Annotated in this window: 14 protein-coding genes; 5 read left to right on the top strand and 9 right to left on the bottom strand. The window is 60.6% G+C overall.

Annotated elements, in window-relative coordinates; translation table 11 throughout:
- Nucleotides 1–18: 18 nt before the first annotated feature.
- The 4 genes from ACR0KX_RS03485 to tssA form a co-directional block, all read right to left on the bottom strand.
- Nucleotides 19–516 (bottom strand): Hcp family type VI secretion system effector, encoded by a 498-nt coding sequence (locus ACR0KX_RS03485; RefSeq protein WP_170622522.1) that lies wholly within the window; start codon nucleotides 514–516, stop codon nucleotides 19–21.
- Nucleotides 517–608: 92 nt separating this feature from the next.
- Nucleotides 609–2,105: a type VI secretion system contractile sheath large subunit gene (gene tssC, locus ACR0KX_RS03480; RefSeq protein ID WP_170622521.1), complete on the bottom strand. Its 1,497-nt coding sequence runs from the start codon at nucleotides 2,103–2,105 to the stop codon at nucleotides 609–611.
- Nucleotides 2,106–2,108: 3 nt separating this feature from the next.
- Nucleotides 2,109–2,624: a type VI secretion system contractile sheath small subunit gene (gene tssB, locus ACR0KX_RS03475; RefSeq protein WP_039526464.1), complete on the bottom strand. Its 516-nt coding sequence runs from the start codon at nucleotides 2,622–2,624 to the stop codon at nucleotides 2,109–2,111.
- A gap of 67 nt (nucleotides 2,625–2,691) precedes the next feature.
- Nucleotides 2,692–3,729 carry a type VI secretion system protein TssA gene (tssA, locus tag ACR0KX_RS03470; RefSeq protein ID WP_480707858.1) on the bottom strand — a complete coding sequence of 346 codons (1,038 nt, stop codon included), beginning with the start codon at nucleotides 3,727–3,729 and terminating at the stop codon, nucleotides 2,692–2,694.
- A 360-nt stretch (nucleotides 3,730–4,089) separates the two neighbouring features.
- On the opposite strand from tssA, the gene ACR0KX_RS03465 reads away from it, so the two are divergent.
- From ACR0KX_RS03465 to ACR0KX_RS03445, 5 genes are read left to right on the top strand one after another with little or no spacing between them, the layout of a single operon-like run.
- Complete coding sequence (locus ACR0KX_RS03465; RefSeq protein ID WP_170622519.1) at nucleotides 4,090–4,506, top strand: hypothetical protein; 417 nt, start codon at nucleotides 4,090–4,092, stop codon at nucleotides 4,504–4,506.
- A 3-nt stretch (nucleotides 4,507–4,509) separates the two neighbouring features.
- Nucleotides 4,510–5,130: a MotA/TolQ/ExbB proton channel family protein gene (locus tag ACR0KX_RS03460; protein WP_170622518.1), complete on the top strand. Its 621-nt coding sequence runs from the start codon at nucleotides 4,510–4,512 to the stop codon at nucleotides 5,128–5,130.
- Nucleotides 5,131–5,140: 10 nt separating this feature from the next.
- On the top strand, nucleotides 5,141–5,575 hold the full coding sequence (locus ACR0KX_RS03455; protein ID WP_170622517.1) for an ExbD/TolR family protein: 435 nt from the start codon (nucleotides 5,141–5,143) through the stop codon (nucleotides 5,573–5,575).
- Nucleotides 5,572–5,982 (top strand): ExbD/TolR family protein, encoded by a 411-nt coding sequence (locus ACR0KX_RS03450; protein WP_170622516.1) that lies wholly within the window; start codon nucleotides 5,572–5,574, stop codon nucleotides 5,980–5,982. Before ACR0KX_RS03455 ends, ACR0KX_RS03450 begins: the two co-directional genes overlap by 4 nt.
- The gene (locus ACR0KX_RS03445) at nucleotides 5,979–7,331 is read left to right on the top strand and encodes a DUF4384 domain-containing protein (RefSeq protein ID WP_170622515.1); all 1,353 of its coding nucleotides are present in this window, start codon (nucleotides 5,979–5,981) and stop codon (nucleotides 7,329–7,331) included. The genes ACR0KX_RS03450 and ACR0KX_RS03445 overlap by 4 nt, the downstream gene beginning before the upstream one ends.
- A 2-nt stretch (nucleotides 7,332–7,333) precedes the next feature.
- Here ACR0KX_RS03445 and ACR0KX_RS03440 read toward each other — a convergent pair whose 3' ends face one another.
- The 5 genes from ACR0KX_RS03440 to ACR0KX_RS03420 form a co-directional block, all read right to left on the bottom strand.
- Nucleotides 7,334–9,361, bottom strand: a complete 2,028-nt coding sequence (locus ACR0KX_RS03440) for an adenylate/guanylate cyclase domain-containing protein (protein WP_170622514.1) — start codon at nucleotides 9,359–9,361, stop codon at nucleotides 7,334–7,336.
- A 145-nt stretch (nucleotides 9,362–9,506) separates the two neighbouring features.
- Nucleotides 9,507–10,424 carry a glucokinase gene (locus ACR0KX_RS03435; protein ID WP_170622513.1) on the bottom strand — a complete coding sequence of 306 codons (918 nt, stop codon included), beginning with the start codon at nucleotides 10,422–10,424 and terminating at the stop codon, nucleotides 9,507–9,509.
- 4 nt (nucleotides 10,425–10,428) lie between these two features.
- Nucleotides 10,429–11,526 carry a sn-glycerol-3-phosphate ABC transporter ATP-binding protein UgpC gene (locus tag ACR0KX_RS03430; protein WP_170622512.1) on the bottom strand — a complete coding sequence of 366 codons (1,098 nt, stop codon included), beginning with the start codon at nucleotides 11,524–11,526 and terminating at the stop codon, nucleotides 10,429–10,431.
- 5 nt (nucleotides 11,527–11,531) lie between these two features.
- Nucleotides 11,532–12,431, bottom strand: coding sequence for a carbohydrate ABC transporter permease (locus tag ACR0KX_RS03425; RefSeq protein WP_480707855.1), 900 nt, complete (start codon nucleotides 12,429–12,431; stop codon nucleotides 11,532–11,534).
- A complete protein-coding gene (locus tag ACR0KX_RS03420; protein WP_170622510.1) occupies nucleotides 12,424–13,296 on the bottom strand; it encodes a carbohydrate ABC transporter permease in 873 nt (290 codons plus the stop codon). The genes ACR0KX_RS03425 and ACR0KX_RS03420 overlap by 8 nt, the downstream gene beginning before the upstream one ends.
- Nucleotides 13,297–13,300: the final 4 nt, after the last annotated feature.

Raw genomic sequence — 13,300 nt, 5'->3', positions numbered from 1 at the left:
CCCATGGTCTTGCAGGGCTTAGCTGACGTCGCCGGTTTCCAGGTTCCACAGGAACTCGGTCGGGCTGCCCAGTTTGCCGGTGTTGAAGTCAGCTTCTTTGTACTGAATCTGGATACCACGATAAGCGATGGTCCAGTTTTCCGACGGGATCGAATCCTCGCCGCCATCGACCGAGTAGCTGTCGATGATTGCGTGGCGCAGGGTGAAGATCAGATAGGGCTCCATGCCTTTCTTGTCGTCATCGCCTGACCGGCACAGATGAACAGTCATCTCTTTGGTCGCTTTGCCCGATGCAACATACAGCATCAGCTTGGGGGATGCCTTGCTCAGCTCGGTTGTCATGGTGACTTTGCCGAAGTTGGCGTTGGCATAGCCACGCTGGGTGGTGCCCAGGTCGGCCATGTCCAAGGTGCGGGCAACTTCCCATGCCAACGTCTTACAGGCGATCCAGTCCTTGTGACCTTTCTCACGTGCTTCACCGGGGATTCCGTCGATTTTTACGAATACGTTTTCCATTTTGCCTTCCTCTAAGGTTTATGGTTCCGGTCTACGGAAATGTCGGCCCGGCGGCAGTGAAACAATTCACATCCCGCCAGGTTTTTTTACTTTTATGCGCCTTTTTCTGACGGAAGTTTCGATACGAGACGTAGCGAAACCGACAGACCTTCAAGTTGATAGTGCGGACGCAGGAAGAACTTGGATGTGTAATATCCGGGGTTGCCTTCCACGTCCTCTACGACGACCTCGGCCGAGGCCAGCGGCTTGCGGGCTTTTTCCGCTTCGGCCGAGACATCTGCGTTGAAGTCCACATACTGGTTGATCCAGTCCTGCAGCCAGGTTTCCATGTCCTGACGGCTTTTGAACGAACCCACTTTGTCGCGCACCATGCATTTCAGGTAATGCGCGAATCGGCAGGTCGCGAACAGGTAAGGCAGGCGCGCGGCCAGGTTGGCGTTCGCGGTTGCGTCCGGATCGTCATATTCGGCCGGTTTGTGCAGCGACTGCGCGCCGATGAAGGTCGCCGAATCGCTGTTCTTGCGGTGGATCAGAGGCATCATGCCGTTTTTGGCCAGTTCCGCCTCGCGCCGGTCCGAGATCGCGATCTCGGTCGGGCACTTCATGTCCACGCCGCCATCGTCTGTCGGGAACGTATGCGCCGGCAGGCCTTCGACCGTACCGCCGCTTTCCACACCGCGAATGCGCGAGCACCAGCCGTATTCCTTGAACGAACGGTTGATGTTCACCGCCATGCCATAGGCTGCGTTCACCCAGCTATAGCTTTCGCTGTTGGCACCGGTGGTGTCTTCCTCGAACGCGAACTCTTCAACCGGTTCGGTTTTCGAACCATAGGGCAGACGACCCAGGAAGCGTGGCATCGCCAGACCGACATATTTGGCATCTTCACTGTCGCGCAGCGACCGCCATGCGGCATATTCCGGGGTCTGGAAGATCTTGGTCAGATCGCGCGGGTTGGCCAGTTCCGACCAGCTGTCCATCTGGAACAGGCTGGGCTTGGCGCCGGTGATCAGCGGCGCGTGGGCCGCGGCTGCGATCTTGGACATCTCGCCCAGCAGCTCGATATCCTGCGGGCTGTGGTCGAAATGGTAATCCGCGACCAAAGTGCCGTAAGGCTCGCCGCCGAACTGGCCGAATTCCTCTTCGTAGAGCTTCTTGAAGATCGGCGACTGATCCCACGCGGTGCCTTTGAACTTGCGCAGGGTCTTGTGCATGTCCTTTTTCGAGATGTTCATCACGCGGATTTTCAGCATCTCGTCGGTTTCGGTGTTGTTCACCAGATAATGCAGACCACGCCACGCGCTTTCCATCTGCTGGAAATCGGCATGGTGCAGGATCAGGTTCACCTGCTCGGTCAGCTTCTTGTCAATCTCGGCGATGATCCCTTCGATCGAGCGCAGAGCGTCGTCCGAGATCAGGCCGGTATTGGCCAGCGCCTGTTCGGCCAGCGTCTTGACCGCGCTTTCAACAGCGGTTTTCGCCTGATCCGATTTGGGGCGGAACTCTTTGGTCAGCAGCGCCTCGAATTCCGAGGATCCAAATGCTGTCGCGCCTTCGGCGGCTTCTACCTTGGCTTCTTCTTCGGCCATCTTTTACTCCTCCTCGGCGGCGTCGCCGCCCGGTTTGGGCTGGGCTGCCAGTGTCTTCAGCAGGCTCGGGTCCTGCATGATCTTGGAAATCAGATCCTCGGCCCCGGTCTTACCATCCATATACGTCATCAGGTTGGACAACTGCGTGCGCGCATCCAGCAGCTCTTTCAGCGGTTCGACCTTGGCGGCGATGGCCGCCGGGCTGAAATCATCCATCGATTCAAATGTGATATCCACGGCCAGATTGCCCTCACCCGTCAGGGTGTTCGGCACGGTAAAGGCCGCGCGCGGGGCCATCGACTTCATCCGGTCATCGAAATTGTCGACATCGATCTCCAGAAACTTGCGGTCTGCCACGGCGGGTTGTTCGACCTCGGACTTGCCCGCCAGATCGCTCATGACGCCCATGACAAAAGGCAGCTGTACCTTCTTCTCGGCCCCGTACAGTTCAACATCATATTCGATCTGAACCCTCGGAGCCCTGTTCCGGGCTATAAATTTCTGTGAACTGTCAGCCATCTGATGCTCCTCGATTCATCCATCAGTTTTTACTTGCAATCCGCTGTACCGGCGCAGCCGGACCGGATTAATAATCGTCGTCGTCCTGCTTGAGACCGCCAATCTGGCGGACCTCATCCAGACCTTCCTTCGCCATGTCTTCGATAATCGTCAGAAAATCGGCATTAACAAGGCGCTTTGCACGTTCCAGCAGGACCGGCAGCGGGCTGGACGGCTCGCAGCGTGCATAATAGTCCATGATGCGATCCAGCATCATCGTGACATCATCGGGCGAGTTGATCGCACCGCCCCCCGACGGCCCCGGCGCAGCAGCCCGCGCCGCCGCCGGGGCAGCGCCCGCGTCGGTGTCGCCGGCATCATCCTCGTCCACCTCACCCACATCGGCATAGCGCGCCAGCGCCTGTTTGATGTGTTTCAGGACATCGGTCAGCGGCTCAAGGTCGGGGCCTTCGCCGGGTGTCTTGTCGGAAAAGACCGCATCGATTGCGGCCACATCGTCCAGCGCGCCCGCAACCGCACCGGCATTGGCCGCCAGAACCTCATCATCGGTATCCTTGAACGCCGCCGCGACGCTGGTGGCATCGGGAATGTCATCCATGTCCGGCGGCATGTTGATCTTGCCCTCGGCCACCTCAAGATGGCGCAGGGTCATGTGGCCAAACATCCGGCTTTCGGTCAGGCCGGTGCGGCGCAGCGCCCGCACGATGCGATCGGTCGAGGCCAGCCCACGCACCGCATTGATCCGCATCGTGGCATCGCCGTCATCTTCGTCCAGTTCGGGGTGACAGCTGTCCCAGAAATCTTCCAGCAGCGATTTCACATACCCGATCGAGGTCGCAAAGGCGGGCAAGCCCTTGGTGTGCAGCACCGCCTCGGCCAGATAGACTGCGGCGCGCAGGTCGTGACTTTTGTCCATGACCGCCAGCGATTTGCCTTCGACATAGCCCCAGTCCTGTTCTTCCGCCGCGACAACCTCGTCGCCCATCTGACGTTCTTCGCCGGGCTGCGCGGCAATCTCCAAATCTGTGAACGCAGGATCGTATTCCAGATTCTCGCCGCTCGGGGCATCATCCCCCCTGGGTTCCAGATAAGACGTTAGATCCATTTTTTCCCCGTTCGCATCTGACTTTTTCGTCGATTCTTGTTCTCTTGCACCGCTTAGCGCAGCGTGTGGTCCCGTGTGTATGAATTTGTTCACAGGAGTTAAAGACTGGCAAACACTTTGCTATTTATCTGCATTCTGTGTGGTTAATCCGCCGCATTGGCCCGGTTATGTCGAACTTAACATACATATTCGCCCTTGCGCTACGGGGCGTGTTCAAAACGCCGCCCGGTTCAAGCTTTCACGAACCGCGCAGTTTTATCTTCCCGGTCTGGCCCTGTTGCTGCAATGATCGGACAGGGTCCTGACGTCACCACAGGGCCCAAAATCAATGCCGTCGCACATAAGAACAGGGAACCAAACATGAGACCAGGGATTTTCGCCGCCTTCCTGCTGGCGCTGTCGCCCGTGATCGCGCACGCGGATGAAGGCAAACTGTCGATCGAGCTGAACAAGTTCGAACCCGGTGAAACCGGCGGCTGCCGCGCCTTTTTCCTGTTCCGCAACCAGACCGGCAACAGTTTCGAAGAGTTTGAGATGTCGCTGGCCATTCTGGACGGCAATGGCGTGATCGACCGGCTGCTGTCCATCGACGCGGCCCCCCTGCCCGTCCAGCGCACCGTTCTGAAACTGTTCGAAATCCCCGAGATCGACTGCGCCAACATCTCCGAGGTTCTGCTGCACGACCTGCCTGCCTGCACGCCGCAGAATGCCGAACCCATCGATTGCTTCCCGCTGCTGGCGCTGGACAGCAAGACCTCAGCCAGCCTGGCGCAATAAGCCATGTTGGGGTTTGAAAATCTGGGCACCGGCGGCCCGATCCTGATCGTTCTTGGCGCATTGTCTTTGCTGTCGCTGACCGTGATCGCGTTCAAGGTCATCCAACTTGCCCCGGTCCGATCCGGCGCAGCGGCGCGCGATGCGGCCCTTGTGCAATGGTCAAATGGTGACAGGCAGGCCGCTCAGTCGGTTTTGGCATCCGGCAAATCCCCGGCAGACCGGGTTTGCGCCTATGCGATGCAGGCGCTGATCGACGGCTTCAAAGGCCCGGCCCTGACGGCGGAACTGACCCGGCGCGGCAATCTTGAATTCACGGCGATGAACACATGGATCCGCGTGCTTGAGCTGATCGCCATGATCTCACCCCTGCTGGGCCTGCTGGGTACCGTGACCGGTATGATCCAGTCGTTTCAGGAACTGGAACTGGCGCAGGGTTCGGCCAATGCCTCGGTCCTGGCGGGTGGGATCTGGCAGGCGTTGCTGACCACCGCCGCCGGGCTGCTGGTGGCCATACCTGCCGCGATCGGGGCGTCTTTGCTATCTGGGCGAGCCGAGGCCGGGGCACAATCCATCGAAAACGCGGTGGGTCGCCTGATGGTACTTGAAGAACGCGGCGCGCATTAAGGGGCCATCGATGTCGCGCGAGATCAGCCTGAGCAGACGCACACCATCACGGCCAGTGATCTCACTGGTGCCGATGATCGACGTGATGCTGATTCTGCTGGTCTTCTTCATGGTGACCTCGACCTATCTGAACCTCGACATGATCCCGGCGCTGGCGCAATCCGACCGCCCTGCCCCCGCCTCGGCGACAAGCGGCCCGGATGCCTCGGGCGTTCTGCTGATCCGCATCGGCGCGGATGGGGCACCGCATTTTCAGGGCAAGGCGTTGGAGCCTGAGGCGCTGACCCTGCTGCTGCGCGACCGCCTGACCCAGAACGCAGCGACGCAGGTGATCATCCTGCCCACTGGCAGCGCCCGGCTGCAATCGCTGGTCTCGGTGATGGATGTGGTCACACAGGCGGGTGTCGCCAATCTGCGTGTTGTCCGGCTGGAGGCGCGGCCATGAGGATCACGCGCCCCGCACCCCGCAATCGCCCCGAGACAATCATTGCCCTGATCGACGTGGTGTTCTTCCTGCTGGTCTTCTTCATGCTGATCGGCCGGATGGATGCAACCGCCCCGTTCGACGTCTTACCCCCCGTCGCGCAAACCGGTGCGGATATGCCTGCGGGCGGTCTGACCCTGTCGGTCAGTATCGACGGAACCTTCGCGCTGGACGGCACCGAAGTGACCAGCGCGGATGCCCTGCAACAGGTTCAGGCGGAATTGGACAAAAACCCCGACCTGCTGATCCGCATCAACGCCCATCAGGACGCCGCCTTGCGCGAAGTTCTGCCGCTGATCGCCGAATTCGAAGCCTCAGGCGCACGCGATGTGGTTCTGGTCGTCACCCCGCCGGGGCCGATCCGATGAGGCGCGCGCCGCTGATATGGGGCGCGGCCCTGCTATGTTCAGTGGCGCTGCATGCCGTGGCTGGCGTGGTTCTGCTGCACTCGGTCAACCCCGAGCCCGTCACGGAACAGCCCGTGCCCGAAACCCGGATGCAACTGTCAGCGCATCAGGTGACCCAAAGCACCGCCGTTGAGGCGCAGCCCGAGGCCACCACCGCCGAGAACGCAGATGCAACAGGCGCGCAACTGCAACAAGGCGCGATCCCGCAATCCTCGGCCACGGCCATCGCGGCCCCATCCGTTGAACTTCACGCCGAGGATCAGACCGCGCGCGCCGAGGCCCTGACCCCGGTTCAGGATGCCCCCCTGCCGCTTGAGACCGCCGAGGTCGCAGCCGCACCCCTGATTGCCGCCAGCCTGCCGCTGAACGCGGTCGAGGCCGGGATTGCACCGACCCAGGCGGTGGCCCTAGCGGCCCCCAAAGCGGAAAGCGCGACAGCGGTTGAGGCGCAGCCCGTGGCATTGACCCAGACGGTCCCCGAAACGGAAACGGCCAAGGCCACCGACGTGTTTTCGGCCACGGGCGATGGCCCGGTCGATCCGGTCAGCCTCGCCGCGTTCCAAAGTTTCACAAGGCCCGAGGATGTGGGCCAAAGCGCGCAGGATCTGCGCGACGGGATCGACGGGCTGCTGTCTCAGGTGCCTTGCGCCCGGTTGCAGGTTCAGTTCCAGCCCGAGACCAACACGCTGGAGCTGATCGGCCATATCCCCGAGGACGGCTTGCGCGCGCCGGTCCTGTCTGCCTTGCAGGCCCGGATGGGTGAAAACATCCGGGTGGCCGACAATCTGCTGATCCTGCCGCGCCCCCAATGCGGCGCGCTATCCGGGATCGCATCCGTCGGCCTGCCGCAATCGACGGACCAGATCACCAACTCGCTTCTGGTGGGTGAGGACGTTCATGCACGCGAGTTCATATATACCCAAGGCCAGCAACTGGTGCTGGACCTGACCGGGGCTGACTACGACGCTTATGTCTATGTCGATTATTTCGACGCTGCCGGTCAGGTGATCCACCTCAGCCCCAACAGTTCGGCCCCATTGACGCAAACGCCTGCCAAGGCGGCGCTGAAGATCGGAGCCGAGAAACAGGGCGATCCCGGCCTTTTCATTACCATCGGCCCGCCCTACGGGCAGGAAATCGCCGTGGCCTTCGCCTCATCCGTGCCTTTGTATGAAGGGGAACGGCCCCTTGCCGAACCCGCCGGTCCGTATCTGGATTTCCTCAGGCAACGCGTTGCCGATGCCCGTGCCGAGGATGCGGATTTCAAAGGTGAGTGGGTCTATTTCTTCATAACGACCGCCGCCCGCTAGGCTCAGGCGGTCTGTACAGGATCAGACTGCAGGGCGGAGGCGCGTTTCATCATGATAACCGACGCCGGATCACCGCCGCGCAAGCTGTCGGCCTTTTGGAAGGCGGCGATAGCCTCGGCAAAGCGTTCGGCGCGGAAGTGGGACAGACCGGTCTGATACGCGTCGATCCAGTCGCGGGGCCCGGTGAAACTGTCTGCCATGGCGATCAGTTCAAACACCACCAGTTCCTTCGACCGGCCCATGATCTCAACCGTGTCCAATTCGCGCACGACGATGGACTCGCCCGCCTCGCGCCTAGTTTCGGGACCGATGATGATCGAGCTTCCGTAGCCCTTGTTGGCCCCTTCCAGGCGGCTGGCCACATTCACAACGTCACCAATCGCGGTGTAGTTCAACCGCTGCTCGGACCCGATATTGCCGACCAAGGCCTCACCGCTGTTCAGCCCGATCCGCACCCGCAGCGCATTGTCGTTTTCGCGTTGAAGGCCCGATTTTTCCACCACATCGATCAGTTCAAGCGCCGCGCGGCAGGCATGTTCGGCGTGATCCGGGTTCGCCCGGGGCGCGCCCCAAAAGGCCATCACCGCGTCGCCGATGAACTTGTCGATAGTCCCGTCATGCCGTTCGATGGTGGATGAGGCCGCGCTGAAAAACGGCTCCATCAGCTCCACGATCTTGGGGCCGTGCTTCTCGGTCAAACCGGTGAAGCCCGACACATCGCAGAACAGAACCGAGATCTGTTTGGTCTCACCACCGGGCTGGGTCTTGATCCCTTCGGCCACCAGCATCCGAACCAGATCGGTCGGCACGTATTTGCGGAAGGCCGACAGACCCACCGCCATGCTGGCCGTTGCCGCCGACAGGTTCTCCAACTCGGTCAGGCGCGAGGGGCGGCGCGAGACCTGTTCAACGTCAAACCGCTCGATCCGGCTCAGGTCCTCGGCCACGCGGGACAGCGGGTTCGCCACCACGTGGCGCACGAACCAGATCGCCAGACCGATGGCCACAACCACGACCCCAAGCAGGATGTAGACGAGATTGACCAGCGTCCGGTCGATCCCCGACAGGAAAGCCGATTCCGGGATCACCGTAGCGACCCGCCAGCCGTAAAACCCCAGCGGCGTCAGCGCCACAGCATAAGGCACGTCGTCATAAACGATCCGCTTGGTCACCGGGCCGGGCGTCTTGTTTTCCGCATCCGCCATCAACCGTTCGCCCGAGATCTTGGCAACCTCATACAGCTCCCCCTCACCCATCCGGGCCGGAGTGACCTCATCCGCCTTGGGATCGGGAATGGCGATCACCTTGCCATCGGCGTTCAGGATAAAGGCCGCGCCAAACTCGCCCGGGCGCAAGGAGCCCAGAAAGCGCGACAACCGGTCAGTGTCGATGGCCACAGCCAAAACACCCTGCCGCTGACGGCGCACGTCAATTGGACCGGCAAAGGCATAGACGGTCTTGTCGCTGTCCGGCAGGTCCCGGACCTCGATCCAGTCGGGCGTGTCACGGGTTATGAAATTACGGTACCAGGCATGCGCGCGTGGGTCGTATCCGGTTTCGGTAAAGCTGCGTTCCTCGAACTGGATATCGCCGGGGATGAAGATGTAGCGATCCTTGCGCAGTTGTCGGTCGCGGATATTCTCGTCGATCTCGATCATCTCCAGCCCGCTGTCGCCCAGACGATGGGCGGCAAAGAAATTGCCGTCGGGCCAGCCGAAGGTGATCCACGAGATATTGGGCTGCGCCTGCAGCTGCGACAGAAACACAAATTCGCGCTTGTCGGCCTGACGGGTCTGGATGACGTTCTGGATAAAGATGGTCCGCACCGCGGCCCAGGCCGCCTCGGCCGACCTTAGGGTCAGGCCCAGTTCGGTTTTTACGGTATTGGCGATCTGGCCATTGATCTCGGCCGCCAGCATCCGGCTGTTTTCCCGTGCCGTGGTCCACCACAGGGAATGCACGGCAAAGGTCGATACACCGATCGACAGGGCAACAAGTATAGATACGGCGATCCCGACACTGACACGCATTTTGGCTCCACAACGGCCCTTGCCGGCAGGAACAAAACCTCTCTGCCGCAAGGTCGGGCCGAGCTTAGTGGGTGCACCACGCCGTTACCAGACGGTTGAGTCCGATATCCCAACTTGTTTACTTGACGTTGAACGAAACCGGGTTTCAGGCCAGTGATGCGCAGCCTGTTAGCGCCGCCGCATCGTCATCGATGATCCAGACCGAAGGCGAAAGCGATACATAGTCGTTTTTCTGTAACAAAGCCGCGCAGCAAATCTCGGCCCGTTTGCCCACAAGCGAGCTGCGCGCAACGCCCCCGGCCAGAAAGATTCCATCGGTGGGCAGGTAGGCCACCTTCAATTCACGCAGCAACACGCCGATCAGATGCGCGTAGCTTTCAAGCGCCGTGTCAAAGACTTCGTTTCCGGGTTCGCCGGTTTTGGCGATATAGGGCGTGGCGCTGTCAACGCGCTGCCCTGTGACCAAGGACAGGAACTTGCGGCGGCCACGGCCCGAGAACAGCGTCTCGACCGTGGGAAAGGCTGCGGACAGGCCCGGTTGCACGTCCTCCAGCGCGGCGCTGACCGAGCTATATAGGCTCGCATGCCCGGCCTCGACCGGCGGGCAGACCGTCCGGTCGCCCAGATCGACCGCCGGGCTGACGTTGAAACCGGTGCCGATCCCCACCACCAGCGCCTGTGGTTGCTCAGAGCCCAGTGGATCATTTTCCACGACAGACAAAAGTTGCGCAGGTTTCAGGTGAAAGGCCGCGTGGCCCAAGGCGGTCAGGTCATTGATCACACGCACCCGCGCGCCCGAAAAGCGCGACGACAAGGCAGGGCCGTCAATAACCCAATCCAGATTGGTCAATCGGCCCTTGTTGCCGCTGACCGGCCCGGCCATGGCAACCACGATCTGGTCGGGGTCGCGGGCACCGACCTCATCGAAATACGCCAAAATCACATCCTCGAACCTGGCGTAGTCCGCGTTTTTGTAGCCCTTGGCGTTTTCGATCAACTCGGAACCGGCCCCTGTCAGGGCCAGCCGCGTGTTTGTGCCGCCAATATCCGCAACCAGTCGCATGGGGTCAGTTCAGCCGCTCGCCGGTTTCTTTTGCGAAATACGACACTTTGCTCATGTCGATGGCAAAGTTCAGCATCTCTCCGGCTTTGGCGCTGGTTTCGGCGTGCAGCCGTGCAGTGACCTGCTTGCCGCCCAGTTCCGAGACCACATAGGTATCGGCCCCGGCGGGTTCGACCATATCGACCAGACATTCGGCCTCTTGCACGCCTGCCCCGGCGCGGAACCCGGCCTCGGCGATGTCTTCGGGGCGCAGGCCAAGGATCACGTCCTGCGGCAGCGACAACTCGCGCGCATCGTTCAGAACCAGCGTGTCCCCGGACGGGCGCGAAATGGCGATCTGCGTGCCGGGGCCGTTCTTGCTGGCCTGCGCCGGGATAAGGTTCATCGCGGGCGAGCCCATGAAATCGGCCACAAACAGGTTGGCCGGGTTGTTGTAGATCTCGGCCGGGCTACCGATCTGCTGCACGACACCACCCTTGAGAACGACGATCTTGGTCGCCAACGTCATAGCCTCGATCTGGTCATGGGTCACGTAGACAATCGACGCATCCAGCGTCTGGTGCAGCTTCTTGATCTCGGTCCGCATCTCGACCCGCAGCTTGGCGTCGAGGTTCGACAGCGGCTCGTCAAACAGGAACAGTTTGGGATCGCGCACCAGCGCCCGTCCCATCGCCACCCGCTGACGCTGACCGCCGGACAACTGGCTGGGGCGGCGGTTCAGCAGCGGCTCGATCTGCAGCAATTGGGCCACCTGTTTCAGCTTGGCCTCCTGCGTCGCCTGATCGACCCCGCGCACCTTCATGCCAAAGGTTATGTTCTTGGCCACCGACATGGTCGGGTACAGCGCATAGGACTGGAACACCATCGCGATGTCGCGGTCCTTGGGGCTGACATGGGTCATGTCATTGCCGCCGATGGACAGCGTGCCGCCGGTGATCTCCTCCAACCCCGCGATACAGTTCAGCAGGGTGGACTTGCCGCAGCCCGACGGCCCGACCAGCACCAGAAAGTCGCCCGGATCGATCGAGATGTTGATGTCTTTCAGAATCTCGGTCGCGCCGTAATTCTTATAGAGTTTGTTGATGTCGAGAATAGGAGCCATGGGTCTTATCCCTTCACAGAACCAGCGGTCAGGCCGCGGATGAAATACTTACCGGCAACGACATAGACGAGCAGCGTCGGCAGCCCCGCGATTATCGCGGCGGCCATGTCGACGTTGTACTCTTTGACGCCGGTGGTGGAGTTTACGATGTTGTTGAGCGCCACGGTCACGGGCTGCGTTCCCGCCTGGCTGAACGACACGCCGAACAGGAAGTCATTCCAGATCTGCGTGAACTGCCAGATCACGGTCACAACGATGATGGGCAGTGACAGCGGCAGGAAGATCGACCAGAAAATCCGCAGGAACCCGGCCCCATCGACGCGCGCGGCCTTGGTCAGCTCGGCCGGGATGGTGACGTAGTAGTTGCGGAAAAACAGCGTGGTGAAACCCAGCCCATAGATCACGTGGACAAAGATCAGACCCGGAATGGTTCCAGCGATGCCCATCATGCCCAGCAGGCGCGCCATCGGCAGCAGAACCACCTGGAACGGGATGAAGCAGCCAAACAGCATCAGCGAGAAGATGATGTTGGCACCTTTGAACCGCCACTGCGCCACGACATAACCGTTCAGCGCGCCCAGCAGGGTCGACAGGGCCACCGCTGGCACCGCGATCAGGACCGAGTTCCAGAAGTATGGCCGCAGGCCTTCGCATTGGATACCGGTACAGGCCCCGGACCAAGCGGTTTTCCAGGCGTCGAAACTGACCTCTCGCGGCAGCGAAATCAGGCTGCCAGTGCGGATTTCCTCAAGGCTTTTCAGCGATGTGGTCAACATCACGAAAAGCGGCATCAGGTAATACAGCGCAAACAGGCCCAGCAAGATGTAAAGCAGCCAACGCAGGGCAATCTTGCCAGCGGCGCTTTGGGTGCGGGTTTGGGTTTGGGGCATCGACAGATCAGTCATTTTTCGCCCTCAGCTCTGAATAAAGATAGGGAACCACGATGGCAAAGACGACCAGCATCATGATCATCGCGGACGAGGCCGCCTGACCGATGTCACCGCGCGAAAACGCCATGGCGTACATGTAAGTAGCGGGCAGGTCAGTCGCATACCCCGGACCGCCGCCTGTCAGGGCGATGACAAGGTCAAAGCTCTTGATGGCCAGATGCGCCAGAACGATGAAGGCGGACAGGAAGATCGGGGCCATCGACGGGATGATGATCGCCGTATAGATGCGCCATGTGGGGATGCCATCGACTTGGGCTGCCTTGATGATCTCTCCGTCAACCGACCTCAGACCAGCCAGAAACAACGCCATGACAAAGCCCGAGCTCTGCCAGATCGCGGCCATTACGATGGTGTAGATGGCGTAATCCGGGTTCACCAGCCAGTCGAATTCGAAGTTTGTGAAACCCCAGCCCTGCACCATGGATTCGATCCCCAAACCGGGGTTCAGGATCCACTTCCACGCCGTGCCGGTTACGATCATCGACAGCGCCATCGGGTACAGATAGATCGTGCGGATCGCCCCTTCGACGCGGATTTTCTGATCCAGCAGAATGGCCAGCAACAGGCCCAGCACCATCGCAATTACGATGAACAGCGCGCCAAAGATATACAGGTTGTTGATTGCCGTATCCCAACGCGGGGAGTCAAACAGGCGTTCATATTGGATGAAGCCGTTGATCTCGTATTTCGGCAGTAGTTTCGATCGGGTTAGTGACACCCAAGCCGTCCATCCGATAAAGCCGTAGACAAAGATCAATACGGCAATGAACGACGGTGCCAGCACCACCTTGGGCAGGTGGTTTTCCAGCCATTCGGACATTTTA

The sequence above is a fragment of the Ruegeria sp. BG5 genome, assembly GCF_056538425.1.
The sequence above is the reverse complement of the archived record's forward strand: the minus strand, read 5'-3'. Positions and strand labels throughout refer to the sequence as shown.

What these genes read in the sequence shown, in the direction of transcription:
- ACR0KX_RS03485 (WP_170622522.1), bottom strand. Translation starts at nt 516, where the DNA reads ATGGAAAACGTATTCGTAAAAATCGACGGAATCCCCGGTGAAGCACGT.
- tssC (WP_170622521.1), bottom strand. Translation starts at nt 2,105, where the DNA reads ATGGCCGAAGAAGAAGCCAAGGTAGAAGCCGCCGAAGGCGCGACAGCA.
- tssB (WP_039526464.1), bottom strand. Translation starts at nt 2,624, where the DNA reads ATGGCTGACAGTTCACAGAAATTTATAGCCCGGAACAGGGCTCCGAGG.
- tssA (WP_480707858.1), bottom strand. Translation starts at nt 3,729, where the DNA reads ATGGATCTAACGTCTTATCTGGAACCCAGGGGGGATGATGCCCCGAGC.
- ACR0KX_RS03465 (WP_170622519.1), top strand. Translation starts at nt 4,090, where the DNA reads ATGAGACCAGGGATTTTCGCCGCCTTCCTGCTGGCGCTGTCGCCCGTG.
- ACR0KX_RS03460 (WP_170622518.1), top strand. Translation starts at nt 4,510, where the DNA reads ATGTTGGGGTTTGAAAATCTGGGCACCGGCGGCCCGATCCTGATCGTT.
- ACR0KX_RS03455 (WP_170622517.1), top strand. Translation starts at nt 5,141, where the DNA reads ATGTCGCGCGAGATCAGCCTGAGCAGACGCACACCATCACGGCCAGTG.
- ACR0KX_RS03450 (WP_170622516.1), top strand. Translation starts at nt 5,572, where the DNA reads ATGAGGATCACGCGCCCCGCACCCCGCAATCGCCCCGAGACAATCATT.
- ACR0KX_RS03445 (WP_170622515.1), top strand. Translation starts at nt 5,979, where the DNA reads ATGAGGCGCGCGCCGCTGATATGGGGCGCGGCCCTGCTATGTTCAGTG.
- ACR0KX_RS03440 (WP_170622514.1), bottom strand. Translation starts at nt 9,361, where the DNA reads ATGCGTGTCAGTGTCGGGATCGCCGTATCTATACTTGTTGCCCTGTCG.
- ACR0KX_RS03435 (WP_170622513.1), bottom strand. Translation starts at nt 10,424, where the DNA reads ATGCGACTGGTTGCGGATATTGGCGGCACAAACACGCGGCTGGCCCTG.
- ACR0KX_RS03430 (WP_170622512.1), bottom strand. Translation starts at nt 11,526, where the DNA reads ATGGCTCCTATTCTCGACATCAACAAACTCTATAAGAATTACGGCGCG.
- ACR0KX_RS03425 (WP_480707855.1), bottom strand. Translation starts at nt 12,431, where the DNA reads ATGACTGATCTGTCGATGCCCCAAACCCAAACCCGCACCCAAAGCGCC.
- ACR0KX_RS03420 (WP_170622510.1), bottom strand. Translation starts at nt 13,296, where the DNA reads ATGTCCGAATGGCTGGAAAACCACCTGCCCAAGGTGGTGCTGGCACCG.